Origin of the sequence: Tropicibacter alexandrii (assembly GCF_003667315.2) — a bacterium.
Classification (GTDB): Bacteria; Pseudomonadota; Alphaproteobacteria; order Rhodobacterales; family Rhodobacteraceae; genus Tropicibacter; species Tropicibacter alexandrii.
Map to the genome: position 1 here is coordinate 14575 of NZ_RCTZ02000018.1, position 16886 is coordinate 31460.

General features: G+C 62.4%; 18 protein-coding genes and 1 tRNA gene. 7 read left to right on the forward strand and 12 right to left on the reverse strand.

Annotated features, from left to right (window positions below; all coding sequences use genetic code 11):
• Window positions 1-271 precede the first annotated feature (271 nt).
• Complete coding sequence (locus tag D8Z78_RS18770; protein WP_128910854.1) at window positions 272-1060, reverse strand: hypothetical protein; 789 nt, start codon at window positions 1058-1060, stop codon at window positions 272-274.
• A gap of 530 nt (window positions 1061-1590) precedes the next feature.
• On the opposite strand from D8Z78_RS18770, the gene D8Z78_RS18775 reads away from it, so the two are divergent.
• The 3 genes from D8Z78_RS18775 to D8Z78_RS18785 all read left to right on the forward strand — a co-directional run bounded on the left by D8Z78_RS18775 (window position 1591) and on the right by D8Z78_RS18785 (window position 4252).
• Window positions 1591-1806 (forward strand): hypothetical protein, encoded by a 216-nt coding sequence (locus D8Z78_RS18775; RefSeq protein ID WP_121632101.1) that lies wholly within the window; start codon window positions 1591-1593, stop codon window positions 1804-1806.
• A complete protein-coding gene (locus D8Z78_RS18780) occupies window positions 1803-2690 on the forward strand; it encodes a metallophosphoesterase (RefSeq protein ID WP_121632099.1) in 888 nt (295 codons plus the stop codon). Before D8Z78_RS18775 ends, D8Z78_RS18780 begins: the two co-directional genes overlap by 4 nt.
• 311 nt (window positions 2691-3001) lie before the next feature.
• Window positions 3002-4252, forward strand: a complete 1251-nt coding sequence (locus D8Z78_RS18785) for an AAA family ATPase (protein ID WP_164933010.1) — start codon at window positions 3002-3004, stop codon at window positions 4250-4252.
• Here D8Z78_RS18785 and D8Z78_RS18790 read toward each other — a convergent pair.
• The 7 genes from D8Z78_RS18790 to D8Z78_RS18820 all read right to left on the reverse strand — a co-directional run bounded on the left by D8Z78_RS18790 (window position 4244) and on the right by D8Z78_RS18820 (window position 10955).
• Window positions 4244-6178 carry a site-specific integrase gene (locus tag D8Z78_RS18790; RefSeq protein WP_164933011.1) on the reverse strand — a complete coding sequence of 645 codons (1935 nt, stop codon included), beginning with the start codon at window positions 6176-6178 and terminating at the stop codon, window positions 4244-4246. The genes D8Z78_RS18785 and D8Z78_RS18790 overlap by 9 nt on opposite strands.
• Before the next feature lie 144 nt (window positions 6179-6322).
• Window positions 6323-6397, reverse strand: a tRNA-Gln gene (locus D8Z78_RS18795).
• A 61-nt stretch (window positions 6398-6458) separates the two neighbouring features.
• On the reverse strand, window positions 6459-7454 hold the full coding sequence (locus D8Z78_RS18800; protein ID WP_121632094.1) for a GGDEF domain-containing protein: 996 nt from the start codon (window positions 7452-7454) through the stop codon (window positions 6459-6461).
• The gene (locus D8Z78_RS18805; protein WP_121632092.1) at window positions 7451-8053 is read right to left on the reverse strand and encodes a heme NO-binding domain-containing protein; all 603 of its coding nucleotides are present in this window, start codon (window positions 8051-8053) and stop codon (window positions 7451-7453) included. Before D8Z78_RS18805 ends, D8Z78_RS18800 begins: the two co-directional genes overlap by 4 nt.
• Window positions 8054-8214: 161 nt before the next feature.
• Complete coding sequence (locus D8Z78_RS18810) at window positions 8215-9780, reverse strand: trimethylamine methyltransferase family protein (RefSeq protein ID WP_121632090.1); 1566 nt, start codon at window positions 9778-9780, stop codon at window positions 8215-8217.
• 192 nt (window positions 9781-9972) lie between these two features.
• Window positions 9973-10674, reverse strand: a complete 702-nt coding sequence (locus D8Z78_RS18815; protein WP_121632089.1) for an HAD family hydrolase — start codon at window positions 10672-10674, stop codon at window positions 9973-9975.
• Window positions 10671-10955 (reverse strand): DUF3572 domain-containing protein, encoded by a 285-nt coding sequence (locus tag D8Z78_RS18820; protein WP_121632087.1) that lies wholly within the window; start codon window positions 10953-10955, stop codon window positions 10671-10673. Before D8Z78_RS18820 ends, D8Z78_RS18815 begins: the two co-directional genes overlap by 4 nt.
• A 104-nt stretch (window positions 10956-11059) precedes the next feature.
• Here D8Z78_RS18820 and D8Z78_RS18825 point away from each other — a divergent pair, with 104 nt between their 5' ends.
• On the forward strand, window positions 11060-12517 hold the full coding sequence (locus D8Z78_RS18825) for a diguanylate cyclase (protein WP_121632085.1): 1458 nt from the start codon (window positions 11060-11062) through the stop codon (window positions 12515-12517).
• Window positions 12518-12562: 45 nt separating this feature from the next.
• Here the strand turns inward: D8Z78_RS18825 and D8Z78_RS18830 are convergent, their stop codons facing one another.
• The 4 genes from D8Z78_RS18830 to D8Z78_RS18845 all read right to left on the reverse strand — a co-directional run bounded on the left by D8Z78_RS18830 (window position 12563) and on the right by D8Z78_RS18845 (window position 14646).
• Window positions 12563-13051: a periplasmic heavy metal sensor gene (locus D8Z78_RS18830; protein WP_164933012.1), complete on the reverse strand. Its 489-nt coding sequence runs from the start codon at window positions 13049-13051 to the stop codon at window positions 12563-12565.
• A gap of 4 nt (window positions 13052-13055) precedes the next feature.
• Window positions 13056-13409: a hypothetical protein gene (locus tag D8Z78_RS18835; RefSeq protein ID WP_121632075.1), complete on the reverse strand. Its 354-nt coding sequence runs from the start codon at window positions 13407-13409 to the stop codon at window positions 13056-13058.
• Entirely contained in the window at window positions 13402-13971 is a 570-nt protein-coding gene (locus tag D8Z78_RS18840; protein WP_240672185.1) for an RNA polymerase sigma factor, read from the reverse strand. Before D8Z78_RS18840 ends, D8Z78_RS18835 begins: the two co-directional genes overlap by 8 nt.
• Before the next feature lie 105 nt (window positions 13972-14076).
• The gene (locus D8Z78_RS18845; protein ID WP_240672186.1) at window positions 14077-14646 is read right to left on the reverse strand and encodes an EF-hand domain-containing protein; all 570 of its coding nucleotides are present in this window, start codon (window positions 14644-14646) and stop codon (window positions 14077-14079) included.
• A gap of 338 nt (window positions 14647-14984) precedes the next feature.
• Here D8Z78_RS18845 and D8Z78_RS18850 point away from each other — a divergent pair, with 338 nt between their 5' ends.
• Genes D8Z78_RS18850 through D8Z78_RS18860 form a run of 3 tightly spaced genes read left to right on the forward strand, consistent with a single transcriptional unit; the run spans window position 14985 to window position 16859 of the window.
• Window positions 14985-15371 carry a DUF983 domain-containing protein gene (locus D8Z78_RS18850; protein ID WP_121632072.1) on the forward strand — a complete coding sequence of 129 codons (387 nt, stop codon included), beginning with the start codon at window positions 14985-14987 and terminating at the stop codon, window positions 15369-15371.
• 12 nt (window positions 15372-15383) lie between these two features.
• Window positions 15384-16094 carry an NUDIX hydrolase gene (locus D8Z78_RS18855; RefSeq protein ID WP_121632070.1) on the forward strand — a complete coding sequence of 237 codons (711 nt, stop codon included), beginning with the start codon at window positions 15384-15386 and terminating at the stop codon, window positions 16092-16094.
• 3 nt (window positions 16095-16097) lie between these two features.
• On the forward strand, window positions 16098-16859 hold the full coding sequence (locus tag D8Z78_RS18860; protein WP_121632069.1) for an alpha/beta fold hydrolase: 762 nt from the start codon (window positions 16098-16100) through the stop codon (window positions 16857-16859).
• Window positions 16860-16886 lie beyond the last annotated feature (27 nt).

Here is a 16886-nt window from a genome sequence, read left to right on the forward strand (position 1 = left end):
GCGTTTCACCTCTTCGCGATTATTAAACGATCAGACATTTCAGTCTGAGGTCAGTGGGGTTGTGCAAGATACCGAGGCGATCACAGTGCAGATATGTCGACGATCAATTCGGGATGTTTTAAGATTCGACAACCATCGCCAAAAACTCTTGAATTTTTGCATCCAAGAAGAAATTGCCGACACCCAAAAGCACCGGCACTCCGCTTGATCAACATCTACCGCAACGGCTGGCCCATCGGGCGCCTTCCCACTGTTTCGGGGATGTCCCGGATCACTTGACCGGCGGGTAGGCCCAGTAGAGCATCTCGGCGGTCAGCGGGTTCATCAGGTTCTGCTTGTAGGCGACAGGAATGCCACGGATGGGCTTTGCGCCTTTCGCGATCTCGGCCAGGGTGCTGCCCGTTTGGCTCGCGTTCACTTTCGCCTTGCGCGGAAGGTTCGGGCAATATTGCTGTGCTGCCGCCGGGTATTCGGCCTGAACCCAGCCCTGCATGGGAAGGTATTTTCTCTTTCCCTTATTCCAAGCATAGACAGCAACTGACCCGGTCTTGCTGTCATAGATCATCGGCCATGCCAGCTCATTCCGTTTCACTTTCTGCCCAGGGTTGATATGGAAGAAGCTCGCCTCACCATGCCAAGTCTTTGAAATCACGCGATTATTGACGAATTCATGGGTTTTCCCATTCAGGCGTCGACAGAAATGATCAACCCCGTCATTGCTGAAATACAGGATGGACCAGTCGCTTCCGCCACCTTTACCAGGGTTCCCGTAGATCCAGTAATTCCCGATAAAGAGTTTTTGGACCGTCGTCGCGGTCATGTTGGAAACCGGCTGTTTTGCCCGTTTACCACCCTGAAATTTCCAAAGAACGTCGAGTGGATCCCAACCAAATGCCTCGCGACCGATCTTCTGGATCCGCTTGTTCACGGCGGCAGCGATTTCAGCATGCTCCTGCGTCATGCCGGCGGGCTGCTTCTTTTCCCAAGGGGCGCTCCCGGCGAAGCTGGGGGCTGCGGCTGCAAGGACTGCAAGCGTGGCTGCAAAAAGAGTGCGGATCATGGTGTCCTCCGTTTCGTTGTCCAATTGTCGTTCACCGCTTGCTGGTCCGCAAGATGCGTACAACCTAAATTGCGAAATAATCCTTTATTCGCAGAGCCTTCAGCCTGCCTCCCGTACTCATCCTCGATGATTAGAGCAATATCTCTTCGCGTCTTGACGTGGGCAAAGATTAGATCTACGCAAGCGGCTTTAACAAAATTCGCAGACCTTTCCATGGCGAGCTGGAATCCTGGCTCACACAGATTTATTTCCCTCCAGCTTGAAGACGGGAAGCCCATGTCAGACATCAGATCTCTGATTTCAGAAAACTTTGGCTAGGCATACTTTTTCACAGCTCAACCCTTGTCAGGTTCCCACCGACCACCCAAATGCGTTGCATGACCATGAAGACGCTCACCTTCTCGATACGCAGGCACCCCGTTTCAAGGGGCAGTCGGTGGTGTGCAGGTGAAGCCTAGATAACGGTCGCATCACCTGATTTCATTTTTCCGGCTGTCTGCACTGCGTTTTCAGTCGAGGAAGTCAAAATCATGGTTCGTAAAATCTCTCGCTTTGCGTTTTTCAATCTCAACGCGTTGGTCTTTGTCTACTCGCTCTGCGAGGCTTGGGTCGGGTTTGCAGAAATGCAGCCAACCCAAAACATCCTGAACGCTCTGCATCGTCTTGATCAGACCGCCGGAATTTCGGACACGACAGTCTTCATCTTTGAGACCGCCTCGACGCTTCTGGTGGAACTTCTGGCATGAGCACTGCGAAGTACTCGATCTTGAACATGGACGCCCGGACGCTGCCGGGTGACTTTCCGGACAACCTCGACTTGTTCTTCATCGGTGACGTCCACGGTAGGGCTGGTGCCCTCTCAGCCTGCCTGCAAGCGCTCGACGCCGTCGAGCGACACCCCGGTCGGCAGCGCAATATCGTCTTTTTCGGGGATCTGATTGATCGTGGTCCAGACAGCCTAGGCGCCGTGCGTCTCGCCATGTCTGCGGGCGGCATTGACGACGATGTGCGCGTATTGCCCGGTAATCACGAACTCCTGCTGTTGGATGTTCTCGCAGGCCATCCGCCGGGTGAATGGGTCGTCAACGGTGGTCTGAAAGTGATGAATGAGGTGGATCGTGGCTGGCGCGATCTCAGATGGCCGGACGCGCTGACCGCGCTCCGCGCCGCTATCCCGGCAGGTTTTGAGGAGCGGCTCCGTGCCGCTCCCTCTCATCTCCAGTTTGGAGACGTGCTTTGTGTCCATGCCGGCCTTCATCCACATATGCCGCCGGATGAACATCTCGAACGCGCACGCCCGCATCGACACAACGACCAACACTGGGCGACGATCCGCTCCCCCTTCCTCAATTGGCAGGGAGGATGGAATTGGGACGGGGAGCATTACGGTTGGGGAGACACAGTGGTCGTTCACGGCCACACACCCGCCGTCCGCATGTCCCTGCTGACCGATCCGGACGGACTCCAGCCATGTGACGGGATCGACACCCATCGCACACTGTGCCTCGACGCAGGCGCCACCACTCGGGATCAGATCGCCTGGGCACAGATCTGGTCCGAAGGGTCGCAGGCCATGGTTCAGGTCCATGCCGCCACCATGGTGCCGGAGGCATGGTGCTATGACGTGTGATTGTCACGGACGGGACATTGTCCCGCCGACTGAGAGAGCGCTGCAAGCGCGCCCGCATCATCGAGGCCAATCTCACAGTATCATTTCCGATCTCGTCTACAACTGGCGCGAGCTCGCCCACCCCAAGGCCATATAACGGCATCGCAACTCGCGAATGTTGTCCGTGATCATCTGCTCGCCGAGGACCGTCGGCCGATAACAGTGAAAAGCTCTTCTACCAGAATTGGAATAACGAAATGGGTCGGAACGGCTCGAAATCTCCGGTTTTCGCACACACAATTGAAATGAACACTCATCACACGGTGTATCGCATGCCGCGGACTGAAGAATGGCATGTCCGCCAACGTTTGCCAGACGCTCTGAAGACATGGCTTCAACCTAAAATCAATGATTTGATTGAGATCTTCGGGGCCGCTGGACTGGAGTTTGACGAATTTGTAACCTTGACCTGGCCCGATGACGATGACGGCGCCGATCTAAGCCTAGATCTCTCCTCGGCCACCGATGATCGGATCCGGGCTCTCGGCATCGGGATTTGCAGTTCATATGCGCAGTTCGAGGCCGATGTGGTGAAGTTTTTCACCGAGGAAACTGTGAACCGCCGTCGCTGCACCTCGATCATTGAACAAGCCATGACAGACGCGCTGCGGCTGCCCAAGAACCAGTTGAATGCCCTGAAAGCTAAAATCCTCGAAACGGTCCACGCAGAAGTGGCCCCGGACCAAATCGCCAAGGTCGCGTCAAGCCGACATCGCCATGATTGGGTCGATCAGCTCGAAGGCGGTGAGGGTCCGCTTGTATTGGCTGGGCCTCGAACTGCGCATGACATCGACGTCATGATCGCCGACGTTTATGCACGGGCGCCCTGGATGGATGCTCAACTGGAGCGCATCTGGCATTTGGCAAAGGCCCACGTCGGCGAGGGTCTGGGATTTCCCCCGATCCTACTGCATGGCCCCGGTGGAACCGGTAAATCGATGCTCGCAAGCCTGATCTCCGACGCCGCTGGCGTTCCCTCGCACGAGATGGATGGTTCGGCAGGCTCCGCGGCATTTCGCGTCGCGGGGCTCGAAGCCGGCTGGTCCAGTAGCCGGATCGGGGAACCGCTTAGGTTCATTGCAGAGCAGCGCTGTGCAAATCCGTTGATGATCATCAACGAGCTCGACAAGGCCGCAGGCGGCGCTCAAAGCAGCAACGGCACAGCCACGAGCCTGATCCACGCGCTGCTGCCCCTGCTTGACCCCCATTCGGCGACCAGCTGGCGCTGCCCCGCCAGCGGCCTTGTATGCGACATGTCACGGCTGAATTGGATCTTTACTGCAAACGAACTGGATCAGCTGTCCCAACCGTTTCTCAGCCGACTTGAGGTCATCCAAGTGCCTGCAATGACCAAGGCCCAGTATCTCAAAGCGCTGGATGTACTGTGCCCTGACGACGAACTGATGCAGGATTTTGCTCGCCGGTTCATCGAGGAAAATTGGCAGCATCCACGATTCTCGTTGCGGCTTCTGGCACGGGCGATTAATCGTCTCTCCGCCAAAGATCAGTCAAATTTACAGTGAAACATCTGGCCCAAGCCAATGTGCCGACGGAACAGACTGGACTGCCGGATTCAGTCTGATGAGCATCTGGTCGCGGAATTGCACTTTGTCAAAGTACGTCCCATCGGTTTCGTCAGGGTGCTTGTGCCCAACGATATCTTGGACGATATCCTTCGGTATACTTGCCTCAGTGCGCAGCAAGGTGATGAACCTATGGCGAAACGAATGGAAAACCTTGCCGACTAAGTCCGGACCTAATTGCTCGTCAAGCACCCGCTTCCAGGCTTTGTAGAACACCCCACCGAAAGACCCACCCGGCGCTGGCTTCAAGTCCGGAAACAGGTCCTTCTCTCCTTTGGAGCGCAAGCCTTCGACGTATTCGAAAAAGCCCAGCTTGACCAATGCCATATGGATTGGAACCACCCTCTTGGAAGACTTGTTCTTCAGCCTACGATTCTGATTCGGTCGTACATCGAAATGCGGAATAGCGTGATCGGTGACGACGTCTTCCAGACGCATGCCGGCAATTTCTTCTCGCCGCATGCCGGTCAAGTCTGCGATGATCGGCATCCAGTATAGGCCGAACCTCTCGAAACGGCAGCCGTCCTGATCTCGTTCGGGACAATGTCCGTTGCGCCACACGGGGTGCTGGCTAAGCCCTTCCACATCCTCTTTGGTGAAAGCGAGGCGGACATTGGCCTCTCCTTCGTCAACTTTTGCGTAAAGATCTTCGAAGAACAACGTTGCTACAGGCACGATGCCATGCTTTACGCGTGCAAACTTAAGGAAGCTTTTAACGATCCCCCAATTTCTGTTCTTGGTTCGCCAAGACAATCCGACCTCCTCTTCTGGAAGATCTTCGCCCCGCTCGACCAGTTCATGCACCGTGCGCTGACGGTCTTCCGGACTCTTGCCATGCTCTATTGGGATAGTGTCCATAATCTCGTCATATTTCGCGAGATCTGTTTGGGTGAGATCAAGCAGATTCCGCGAAGAAATCGCTTGGAGGAAATGCCGAAGCACAGAACGTCGCTGGCGCACATCTTTCGCAATCTTGTTCCTCTCGGCTTCAGATCGGACTTGCTTGTCCAAGGCGTTCAGGTGCTCCTTGACAAGACCGGCGATGTCATCCTTCCGCTCCTCCTTCTGCGCTTCCCTAGGAGCGTCCTCGGACTTGCCCACGTCAAACGCATTGGCGATAGGAACCTCGGCATCAGCTACAACGTCGGGAACTGGAGCCGGCACCGCGCTGGTTGTCGCCTGCTGCGTCATCCAGCCCGAGACACACGCCTCTTCGTTAAGGGCCAAAAAGGGACCAGTCGTCTTGCGCCGGTCGGTTTCCTCGAGAGCGATGGCCTGGGCCTGAAGACGTAGTGACTTGGCCGCACGCAGATCATGGGCGGACAGGTCATCACGAAGGAAAACTGCCGATGCTACGGCACGGGTCTTGAGTTCGAAGTCTTCCGTATCCAATTCCCGGACAAGGATCTCGATCTCCCGACACACCTGCAACAGGTGGCCTTCCGTGAACCCTTCGTTCATGAGCTCTTGGCGGTCTTCGTCCAAAAGACAGGCACCGGAGCGGCGGCTGGCAACGATGCGCAAAGCGACCGACCGGCACCTCTCATTGAAGTACCTGGTGCGCCACTGATCCGGTGACGTCGCGTCGGGCTCAAGGAAACGGTCCTCCTCAATCTGCCGCAAGGCACTGGCCACCTCGGCCGAGAGGAACCGCTGAGCCTCCGCGATGGAGATGCGCTCGTTTTTCACCCACGGTAAGAATGCCACGAACTTCTCATTTACAAGCGCTGCAAGACGATTTGCTGAAAAAAAGTTGTTCGTCCGCAGACTCACCTGCAAATATCTGTTTTCGCCCAATGATTTCGGCAGGCGGCGGCGCCAGACGTAGATCGCGCCCCTTCGGTGTACATGGTTCAAGCCGTGCATCGGTCCTTCTCCCCGTTCGGGAGATGCGGACGCCATCCTGACGGTCAGTATCACACCCCTGTTGCGCACCCATGTGATGCACTGGGGAAACGGCATTTCGGCGTGTGCCCGAAATCCTCGCAATATCGACCCTTGAAGGAAAACTGGCTGGGGTGGTAGGATTCGAACCTACGGTACGCGGTACCAAAAACCGTTGCCTTACCACTTGGCTACACCCCAACCGTGGCGCGGGTATTACGACTTAGATTCGACGGGTGCAAGCCCCCAGATACAGATTTTTTCATAAACCCGCATTCAATCGCGCACCGCCCGGATTGGCCTGCTCATAGAAGCGGAATTGAGCGCGGCCTGCGCGCTTGGCCGCGTAAAGCGCTTCGTCGGCATGCTGGATCAACAGCACCGGATCGGCCGTGTCACCGTCCGACATCGCGACCCCGATGCTTGCCGACACCCGGCATTCGCGCCCTTCGAAGACTACCGGCTTCTCAATGCGCTCGATCAGGCGCATGGCCAGATCGGCCAGCCGCCGCCGCGAGACGAGATTCGGGAAGATGATAACAAATTCGTCGCCACCAATGCGCGCGACCGTGTCCTCGCCGCGGGTTTCCTCCAACATGACGCGGCCTGTCTGGCGCAGCACGTGATCCCCTGCGGCGTGCCCCATCGAGTCGTTGACCTGCTTGAAGAAATCCAAGTCGATATGCATGACCGAAAATCGCTGCCCGCTGCGCACCTGCCGCTCCAACGCGGCATCCATGGCCCGCCGATTGCGCAGGCCGGTCAGGGTATCGGTGTACGCACGCTCCTCGGCGGCAACCATGGCACCTTGCAACCGGGTATTGAGGCTGCGCCACGATTCCATGGCGGCGGACTTCGCTTCCACAAGGTAGAGCATCTCGATCGCCAGATCCGTCGGGGCGAAATCCGTGCTGGTCAACGCGTAGTCGCGCACCGCATCCACCATCTTGATCCCGAAGGACAGGTTGACGATCGCGCCCTTCTGCCCGTCGGCCACCAGAATCCCCTTGAGCGGCGTGCGCACGCCTCCGCGCAAGCGGATATGCAACTTGCGCCCCTCCGCCTGCAACAGGCCCGACATGCCGGTGATGGCCCGCGGCCGGTAAACTTCGAACACGTCAAGGAAAAATGACCCCTCGAGCCGCGCCTCGCTCAACTTGTGCAAGGTCGGACCAGCTTGGCGAATGCGCCCCTCATGGTCGAGCACGGCATGCATCGGCAACAGGTTATGGAGCATCTCCTCGGGAAACTGGCTCATGCCCCCTCCCCGCTGCGGGCACTGGCCGCCAGTTCGAAGTCCCGTCCCTCGCTATAGGCGGTTTCCACCACCTGAATGTCGATCAAATGTGTGCCGCGCAGACCGCTGCTGTAATCCAGCAGTGCCAGCGCCCCGTAATCATCCGCCATCGACCGCAGCAACCCCACCATCACATGTGCAAAGCCCGGCAAACCCCGGGCGACCTTCAACTGGAACTGGCCGCCTGAACTGTCGCGCAACTCGAGGTCCGGCAGTTCCAGATCCGCGACGACCAACCGCGCCCTGTCCGGAAGATCGTCGAGCGAGTGCAGGAATTCGATGAAATCGACGCCGCCAAACCGCAACAACCGCCGCAAGCCCTCGGAATTGGGGTGCGAGACGAGGTAGGTGCCACAATCCTCCAGAAACGCCTCGGAGGGTTTGGACAGGATGATCTCCGCGCCGTTCAGAACGTTGAAATAGATCTGTTCGTCATAATTGAGCATGGCCTCGAAGTCGTGCGGATCGAGCCGGGATTCGTCGGCGATCCGCGTCCACGCGTCCAACCCGTAGGTATCCTGTACGTAGACCTGCAAGGTTCGCAGTATCAGCCCATGCATGCGACTCACCTTCCTTCTTCGGAAAGGACTGTGCCCCACGGACGCTTAATTTTCGGGTAAAGCTTTCAATTGTGCGGAAATAGAGGAGCGGTCCGGTCAAGCCTGCGGTGGGTCCGACAGGCGGGACAGCCCGTAGGCCGGGGTCGTGCCCCGGCCCCGCCTCAGAAATCGGTGGGTGCGCCCCCCTCTTCCTTGCGTTTGGCCACAAAGGCCTCCAATTCCTCGCGGATACCCTCGTCCAGGGCGGGCGCCTCGAACGTGTCGATGATCGCCTTGAACCGCGCATGGGCGCGCTCGGCGGTCCAGACGCCGCCGGCGATTTCCCAACCCTCGTAGTTCTTCCAGTCGCTCAGGAACGGCTGGTAGAATGCCGTCTCGTATCGGTCCTGCGTGTGCTGCACGCCAAAGAAATGACCGTGCGGACCAACCTCGGCAATCGTGTCCACCGCCAGCGCCGCGTCCGAGACATCCCAGATTTCCGGCTCCATGTAGCGTTGCAACTGCTGGATCACCTCGCAATCCATGACGAATTTCTCGGGGCTCGCGATAAGCCCGCCCTCCAGCCAGCCCGCCGCATGGTAAACCATGTTGGTGCCCGACTGGATCGCCGCCCACAGGCTGTGCTCGGTCTCCCACATCGCCTGCCCGTCCGGCACATTGGCCGCACACACGCCCGAGGACCGCATCGGCAAGCCGTAGAACCGCGCCAATTGGCCCGTCATTTGCGTCGCGCGCATGTATTCCGGCGTGCCAAAGGCCGGTGCGCCGGTCTTCATATCCACGTTCGAGGTGAAGGTCCCGATCACGCAGGGCGTCCCCGGTCGCACCAATTGCGCCAGCACCACCGCCGCCAGCCCCTCGGCGATGGACTGCACCACTGCGCCCGCCATCGTCACCGGTGCCATCGCGCCCGCCAGCGTGAAGGGCGTCACGATACAGACCTGCCCGCGCCGCGCATGGCGCATCCAGCCGTCCAGCATCGGCCAGTCGTGCTTCAAGGGCGAAGTCGAGTTGATGTTGGTATACATGCGCGGCGTCGCCTCGAACGCGTCATGGCTGAGCCCGCCTGCGATGCGCACCATCTCCATCACGTCCTCGACCCGCTCCGGGCCCAGCGAATAGGCATGCACGACCTTGTCGCACAGCGTCAGCTTGTCATAGAGCACGTCCAGATGGCGCACGGACGGGTGAATATCCACCGGCTCCACCGGGTATCCTCCGGCGAAATGGATGCAGTTGAAATACTGCGTCAGCTTGAGCAGGTTGCGACACTGCTCCCGCGTGCCTGAGACCTTGCGCCCGATCTCCATGTCCCAGTAATTCGGCGGCGAGGAGACATTGCCAAACAGGATCGTGTTGCCGCCGATGGTCAGGGTCCGGTCAGGGTTGCGCGGCGTCAGGGTGAATTCCGACGGCGCAAGTGCCACCAACTCCATGACCATGTCGCGGTCCATGCGCACGTTCTCGCCCTCGACGCGGCACCCCGCCTTGCGCAGGATCTCGACCGCATCGGGATGGAGGAACTCGATCCCCACCTCCTCCAGCACCCGCATCGCGGCATTGTGCATCCGCGCGACGCCCTCGGCGTCCAAAGGTTCGGTCGGTCGGTCCATGTTCACCGGCAACCGCCATGGCATCTGTTCGATCGCGGGTCCGGTCCGGCGGGTGTTGCCCGAACGGCCCCCATGGCGGCGGCGGCGGGACTGGGTCAGGGAATCGTCGGGCATGAAAGCCTCCTCAACAGCTTTTCCCTACCCTGACGCCGCCCGCAGCCCGTCTTCCTGTCGGTCCGCGACGGATTCCGTCGCTTTCAAACAACGCACTGCCCGCCGCGATGCCGCTCCCGCGCCACGAGCGCCCACCCGAGGCAACGACCAAAGGGAGGCCGCCGAGACAACCTGTGCGCGTCAGCGCCCCTTTTAACAGCTTTCCGCCAGCCAAGCGGGCAAATGGCCGATATCGGGCAGGATCACGTCGGCAAGCCCGTGCAGTTCCTCGGCACCGGCCATGCCGGTCAGCACACCCACCGTGGCCATCCCCGCCGCGCGCCCCGCATGCAGGTCATGCGTGCTGTCCCCCACCATCACCACGCGCTCCGGCTCCAGCCCCAGCGCCTCGGCAAACGCCAAAAGCGGCCCCGGCAGCGGCTTTGCCCCGAAGCCACTGTCCGCTCCGGCCACGAAATCGAACATGCCCAGCACACCGACCCGGCCCAGTTGCGCGCGCGCCGACTGCTCGGAATCGTTGGTCATGACTCCCAGTGCCAGATCCTGCGCCGCCAGCATCGCCAGAAACGGCGCAAGAGGCACAGCCTCTGCCAGCGGGGCGGATGCCGCGGACGTAACAAGGTACAGTTCGATTTCGCCCGCGCTTCGGCCCGGCAATTCGTCTGCGAGCAAGGCGGCGATCTGCGCATTCGTGCCGGCGATCACCGGGCTGTCCGGGGCGAACCGTCCCGCGCCCAGATCAAAGCCGATCGCCGCACCCAACCGTGCGGCCAGTGCCCCATCCCCCCGCGACAGCTGCGCCAGCACCTCTTGCGCCCAGACCTCCCAAGTCGGTCCGAAGGCAAACAGGGTGCCGTCCTTGTCGAACACAAGCCCGTCGAATCTGCGCGTCATGTCCAATGCACCTGCCCGCCGCCGGGCAGCGCCTGACGCGCCATCATGACCATGTCATATCCCAGACCTTGTGCGTCGCAAAACGCCACAACCCAAGCGTCATCCATCATCAGGAAATCCAGCACCGATCCCTGAAAATCCGGGTCGCTGACGGATGCGCGAAAATCCGCTTCCGACGCGCCAGTCGCCCCGGTAAACACCTGAAAAAGCTCGTCATTCGCCGCCAACCAAGCAACGGCCTGTATCCCGATCGTTTCAGCACGATCCTGTGAAATTGTCATTCTGCCACAATCCCGAAAGGGTTTCTTAACCAATCTTCATCAAATCTGAGACCCAGACGAAGTGCAAGCACCCGACATGGTGCTGCCAGCGGGGTTAAAACACGATGACAGGTCGGATTCTTGTGGTGGATGCGGTGCCCACGAACCGCATCATTCTCCGGGTGAAGCTGTCTGCCGCCTTCTACGAGGTGGTTCAGGCCGCCTCGGGTCACGCCGCAATCGCGATGATCCGCAAGGCCAAGCCCGATCTCGTGATGACCTCTTCGGACCTGCCCGACATGTCCGGTCGCGCGCTCTGCGCGGCCATTCAGCGCGATCCTGCCAATGCCCGCACGCCCATCGTCATCATCCATGGCGAGGAGGATGCCCATGAACGGCTCGCCTCGCTCAGCGCCGGGGCCGATGACGTGCTGGTGCGTCCGATCGACGATCTGGTGATGCTGGCGCGGCTGCGCTCGCTGCTGCGTGCCCGCGACGCCGAGGCCGAACTGCAATTGCGCGACGACACCCGCCGCGCGCTGGGGCTTGGCTTCGAGGAAGAGACCAACGCCTTCACCCAGCCCGCGACGGTGAACCTGATCACCACCGGCAACCTGACCGACCCCGAAGCCCTGCTGCACGGGCTGCGCGACCGTCTCGACCACCGGATCGAACTCGTCGATGCCGAGGATGCGCTGCGCGAACGCACCCCGGCACCCGACGTGGTCGTCATCGCCGAAGGGCCCGACAGCCGTGGCGAGGGGCTGATGCTTTTGCCGCAGATGCGGGCCTCGTCCCTGACCCGGCAGGCCGCGATCGTCTACGTCGCCCAATCCCACCAGCGCCGCGAGGCTGCCAGCGCGCTGGACATGGGCGCCAATGACCTGCTTGGCAGCGGGCCCGACCTGACCGAACTGGCCATCCGCCTGAAGAAGCAGATCGCCCGCAAGCGCACCAACGACCGGCTGCGCGCCAATCTGCGCGACGGGCTGCGCGCCGCCGTCGCCGACCCGCTGACCGGGCTCTACAACCGTCGCTACGCGATGCCGCATATCCGCAAGCTCGCCGAGCGCGCCGCTGAACAGCGCCGTCCCTACACGCTTCTGGTGGCGGACTTGGATCACTTCAAGCAGGTCAATGACCGCTACGGACACGGTGCGGGGGATGCGGTTCTGGTCGCCTTGGCGGAACGCCTGCGCGACAATCTGCGCGCCGCCGACCTGATCTCGCGCTGGGGCGGTGAGGAGTTTCTGGTGGCGATGCCAGACACCGACCTGCCCGCCGCCCGCGCCACCGCCGAGCGTCTGTGTCAGGTCATGGCCCAGCAGCCGGTGACCCTGCCGGACGGGCGCGCGCTGACCGTGACCCTGTCCATCGGCGTCGCCATCGGGCGCCCGGGCGATCAAGCGGGGCCGCTGGACCTGATCGAACGGGCCGACCGCGCGCTATACGCCGCCAAGGACAAGGGCCGCAACACGCTGGTCATCGCCGATCGCGTCACCGCCCTGCCGCGCCGCAGGCCCGCGCCAATCCAGCCCGAGGCCCATATCGGGCCGGAGGCCCGGCACGCCTCGCGCACCTGACCCATGAACGACAAGGCCCCGGTCGATCGCCGGGGCCCTTTGCGGTCAATCGCGCTGCCCGGACCAGCGTTCGCGCCGGTCAAGAATGTCCTGCAATTCATGTTCCAGCCGGTCCGCATAGGCGCGACGCGCCTCGGGGGACATGTCGCCAAGCATCTGTGCAAGGATCGCCTGCCCCCGCACGCGGCGCATATCGGCCCGCGCGCCCTGTGCTTCAAGCGCGGCGCGCAGCGCCTCGGGATCGAAAGGTTCGGCGCGCAGGACGGTCAAAGCCTGCTGGTAGTCCTCGATCAGGCCCGAGCCATCCTCGCGCCGTTGCCGGAATTCCGCATGCAGCGCGCGGCGCAGGTCGCGCCGCTGGTCCTCGTCGAAGGCACGGGTGAAGGGCAGCGCCGGGTCGCGGTCGCGCGGCGGGTGGCCCGGGGGTCCGTGCAGGAACGCCCCCACCGCCAGCCCCGCCACCAACAGGTTCAGCGCCAGCGAGCCGACCAGCACCGCTTTCACCCATCCCCGCATACCCGTCTTTTCGCTCATGTCCCTATCCTTCGATCCATGCCAGATCATAACCGCTGGCCGGGTCCAGCCCGATTTCCCCAAGGCTCACCTGCGATGCGCCGGGCCAATACTCGCTGACCGCCGCAGGCGGGCTGATGCCCAGCCACAGGCCGACAAGCGACGCCGCCGCAAGCCCCGACGCCCCCTTCCAGCCGCCCAGCGCCTCGCGCAGTTGCGCGAAGAACCCGGGCTCGGCCGCGCGCGCTCCGGCTTGCGGCATTTCGGCCAGGGCCTGCGCCTGCAGCCGCATCATGAAGTCGCCCGAGGGCATCGGAGCCTCGTCGCGCGCAGCGGCGAACAGTGCGTCCAGTCCGGTCTCGTCCTTGCGATCAGTCATCTTCCAACCCCAGTTCTGCCTTGCGCCCCGACAGGGCCGCCTCCAATCCGCGCTTGCCCCGCGCGGTCAGGGATTCCACGGCGCGCACGCCGAGATCCATGATCTCGGCGATCTCGGGGTTCGAAAGCCCCTCGATATGGCGCAGGATCACCGCTTCGCGCTGCCGGTCCGGCAAGGTCATCAACGCCGCTTGCAAGGCGTCGGCCCGCGCCCGGGCCATCATCGCCGCCGCGACCGACGGCGCGCCGTCCTCCGGCTCCGGTATGGCGTCGAGCGCCGGGCCCGCGCGGCGGCGGCGCATCCGGTCGATGCACAGGTTGGCGGTCACACGGTACAGCCACGTCGTCACCCGCGCCTCGCCCATGCGCCAGTCCGGTGCCGCGCGCCAAAGCCGCAGGAGCGCCTCTTGCGTCACGTCCTCGGCCTCGGCCCGATCGCCGCCGAGCATGCGCATGGCATGCGCAAAGACACGCGGCCCGAGGCGCGCGGTCAGCGCACGCGCCGCCTGCGCGTCGCCGCGTGCATAGGCCGCAAGCAGGTCCTCGTCGGCGATATCGCTCATGGCATCATATGGCATCTTGGCTCATGTCCCGGCGCTACCCGCTTTGGCGCCGCCCTGCAATCGCCGGGGCGTCCCGCAGAACGCCCCGACAGCGTGTCCCCGGGCTCAGTTGCCCTGAAGCCACCACGGACCATGGCCCTCGCCGCCGCGCCCGTGATCGCCGTGACCACGCATCCCGTGACCATCCCGTCCGCCCATCCGGCGCTGGCCCATGCCCGCTTGGGCGGTCTCCAGTTCCTCGGTGGAAATCGCGCCGTCCTTGTCGGTGTCGAACCGCTCGAGCATACGGTCGTACATCTGCGGCTGCGGACCTGCTGCGGCCATTTCCTCGATGCTCAGCTTGCCGTCCTCGTCCGCATCCAACCGGTCGAGCATCGCCTGCCGGCGCGCGGCCTGCGCATCGGCGCGCATCTTGTCGGCTGCGGCCGCCAGTTCATCGGACGACAGGAAGCCGTCGCCATCGGCGTCAGCCTCGGCAAACCGCGCGGTGCGCGCTTGCGAGAATTCCTCGGCGGTGACCTTGCCGTCGCCGTTCAGGTCGGCTTGCTGGATCAGCATGGCCGGTCCCGCCCCGCGCGCACCCTCGCCGCCCTTCATGCCATGCGCATGCGCCACGCCGCCAACAGCGAGCGCCAGCGCCACGAGACCCGAAGTCATGTATACCACTCGTTTCATCTGCAAGGTCCTTCCTACTTGCGTTTCAACCAAGCCGCCTGTTTCCTAGGCGTCTCATGAAAGCTTCCACGCAGCAGCGGGCGGGTTCCGTCGGTCTTTTGCGAAAAAAGACGATCCGGCGTCCAAGGCCTTTCGAAAGGCCTTGATCCACGCAAATTCGAATTTGCGTTCCAAGCGCCTTCGAAGGCGCTTGGCCCAAGGCGCTTCGAAGCGCCTTGCCCCGACCGGCACCGCGGTCCGAGCCATGTGACAGACGGACGCAAGGACATTCTGTACCCTTCCGTCAGCCGTGGTCCTGCACCATCTTCGTCGGACCGCGACAGGAGCCGAGTATTAGCATGTGCAGCGCCGAAACCACCGAAGACCGTGAAACCTGGCCCGCCGTCCTGAAGGGCTGGCGCCGGAAATGCCCGAATTGCGGCTCCGGTCCATTGCTGCGTGGCTATCTCAAGGTGCGCGATCACTGCCCCGTCTGTCGCGAGCCGTTCCACCACCACCGCGCTGATGACGGCCCGGCCTACCTGACGATCCTGATCGTCGGCCACATCATGGCGCCGCTGCTGCTGACGGTCTTCACCACGTTCCGCCCGGAGCCATTGATCCTGTTCACCACTTTCGCGGTTGGCTGTGTCGCCTTGTCGCTTTATCTATTGCCCCGGCTGAAGGGAGTGATCGTGGCGTTCCAGTGGGCGCGCGGCATGCATGGATTTTCCTCTTCGGCCTGACGAGGAGAGCGCATGACCGACACGACCAGACCGGTGGACAAGACCGCCATCCGCCACGCCGCCACCGTGATCGTGCTGCGCGACCGCCATACCCGCCCGAGGGTCCTGATGGGCCAGCGCGGGGCAAAGGCCGCCTTCATGCCGAACAAGTTCGTCTTTCCCGGCGGCGCGGTCGATGCCGCCGACGCGCATGTGCCGCTGGCCCGTCCGCTGCCACCGCTCTGCGCTGCGAGGCTGTCGGAGGACGCCGAACCGGCGCTGGCCCGCGCGCTGGCCGCTGCCGCCGTGCGCGAGTTGTGGGAGGAAACGGGCCAGATCCTCGGCGTGCCCGCCCCGTGGCCGGGCAACATCCCCGAAGACTGGCTGAGCTTCGCGGGCACGGGCCACCGCCCCGCCGCCGATGCGTTGCAATTCGTGTTCCGCGCCATCACCCCGCCGGGGCGTCCGCGCCGCTTCGACGCGCGCTTCTTCATGCTCGATGCCGAGGCGCTGGTGTCCGACCCGGACGATTTCGCCGCCGCCACGGACGAGTTGAGCCACCTGCAATGGATCGCCGTCGACGAGGTGCGCAATTTCGACCTGCCCTTCATCACGGAGGTGGTGCTGGCCGAGGTCGCTGCGCGGGCGCAGGATGACACGCCGCCCGACAGCGTGCCCTTCTTTCGCAACGATGACGAGGAAAGCCTGTTTCTGCGGATTCACGGCCAACCCATGGTGGATTGAGCCATGCTGAACGTGATCGAGACCGGCTCGCTGGATGCCCTGCCTCTGCTGATCGCCCATGGCCTGTTCGGGTCGGGGCGCAACTGGGGCGTGATCGCCAAGCGGATGGCGGATCACCGCCATGTCCTGACGCCGGATATGCGCAACCATGGTGACAGCCCGCAGACGGAGACGCACAGCTACCTGGACATGGCCTCCGATCTCGCCGAGGTGATCGAAACCCATGGCGGTCGGGCCGACGTGGTGGGCCACTCGATGGGCGGCAAGGCGGCGATGGCGCTGGCGATCACCCACCCCGAACGGGTCAACCGGCTGGTCGTGGCCGATATCGCGCCGGTCAGCTATGGCCACAGCCAGATGCAATTCATCGACGCCATGCGGTCTGTCGACCTGTCGCAGGTCACGCGCCGGTCGGACGCGGTCGAACAACTGGCGCGCCATGTCGAGGACAAGGCGCTGCAAAGCTTCTTCACCCAGTCGCTGGACGTCGCCGGCCGACGCTGGAAATACAATCTCGACACCCTGACGCGCGACATGGACAAGATCCTGTCCTTTCCCGATCTGGACGGCCAGTTTGACGGTCCGACCCTGTTCCTGTCCGGGGCCGACAGCGACTATGTCCTGCCGGAGCACCGCGACACCATCCGGCGATACTTTCCCAAGGCGCGTTTTGCAAAGATCCCCGGCGCGGGCCATTGGCTGCATGCCGACAAGCCGCGCGAATTCGAGGCCTCCCTGCGGGCCTTCCTGCCACTGGCGGATTGACGGGCTGATGGGCTGACGGCCGGCCAC

Bases quoted from the DNA above. Each gene is read 5' to 3' on its own strand.
- D8Z78_RS18815 (WP_121632089.1), bottom strand. From the start codon at position 10,674: ATGACGCGCAGATTCGACGGGCTTGTGTTCGACAAGGACGGCACCCTG.
- D8Z78_RS18825 (WP_121632085.1), top strand. From the start codon at position 11,060: ATGACAGGTCGGATTCTTGTGGTGGATGCGGTGCCCACGAACCGCATC.
- D8Z78_RS18860 (WP_121632069.1), top strand. From the start codon at position 16,098: ATGCTGAACGTGATCGAGACCGGCTCGCTGGATGCCCTGCCTCTGCTG.
- D8Z78_RS18785 (WP_164933010.1), top strand. From the start codon at position 3,002: ATGCCGCGGACTGAAGAATGGCATGTCCGCCAACGTTTGCCAGACGCT.
- D8Z78_RS18805 (WP_121632092.1), bottom strand. From the start codon at position 8,053: ATGCATGGGCTGATACTGCGAACCTTGCAGGTCTACGTACAGGATACC.
- D8Z78_RS18800 (WP_121632094.1), bottom strand. From the start codon at position 7,454: ATGAGCCAGTTTCCCGAGGAGATGCTCCATAACCTGTTGCCGATGCAT.
- D8Z78_RS18780 (WP_121632099.1), top strand. From the start codon at position 1,803: ATGAGCACTGCGAAGTACTCGATCTTGAACATGGACGCCCGGACGCTG.
- D8Z78_RS18820 (WP_121632087.1), bottom strand. From the start codon at position 10,955: ATGACAATTTCACAGGATCGTGCTGAAACGATCGGGATACAGGCCGTT.
- D8Z78_RS18830 (WP_164933012.1), bottom strand. From the start codon at position 13,051: ATGAGCGAAAAGACGGGTATGCGGGGATGGGTGAAAGCGGTGCTGGTC.
- D8Z78_RS18790 (WP_164933011.1), bottom strand. From the start codon at position 6,178: ATGCACGGCTTGAACCATGTACACCGAAGGGGCGCGATCTACGTCTGG.
- D8Z78_RS18855 (WP_121632070.1), top strand. From the start codon at position 15,384: ATGACCGACACGACCAGACCGGTGGACAAGACCGCCATCCGCCACGCC.
- D8Z78_RS18810 (WP_121632090.1), bottom strand. From the start codon at position 9,780: ATGCCCGACGATTCCCTGACCCAGTCCCGCCGCCGCCGCCATGGGGGC.
- D8Z78_RS18775 (WP_121632101.1), top strand. From the start codon at position 1,591: ATGGTTCGTAAAATCTCTCGCTTTGCGTTTTTCAATCTCAACGCGTTG.
- D8Z78_RS18850 (WP_121632072.1), top strand. From the start codon at position 14,985: ATGTGCAGCGCCGAAACCACCGAAGACCGTGAAACCTGGCCCGCCGTC.
- D8Z78_RS18845 (WP_240672186.1), bottom strand. From the start codon at position 14,646: ATGAAACGAGTGGTATACATGACTTCGGGTCTCGTGGCGCTGGCGCTC.
- D8Z78_RS18835 (WP_121632075.1), bottom strand. From the start codon at position 13,409: ATGACTGATCGCAAGGACGAGACCGGACTGGACGCACTGTTCGCCGCT.
- D8Z78_RS18770 (WP_128910854.1), bottom strand. From the start codon at position 1,060: ATGATCCGCACTCTTTTTGCAGCCACGCTTGCAGTCCTTGCAGCCGCA.
- D8Z78_RS18840 (WP_240672185.1), bottom strand. From the start codon at position 13,971: ATGAGCGATATCGCCGACGAGGACCTGCTTGCGGCCTATGCACGCGGC.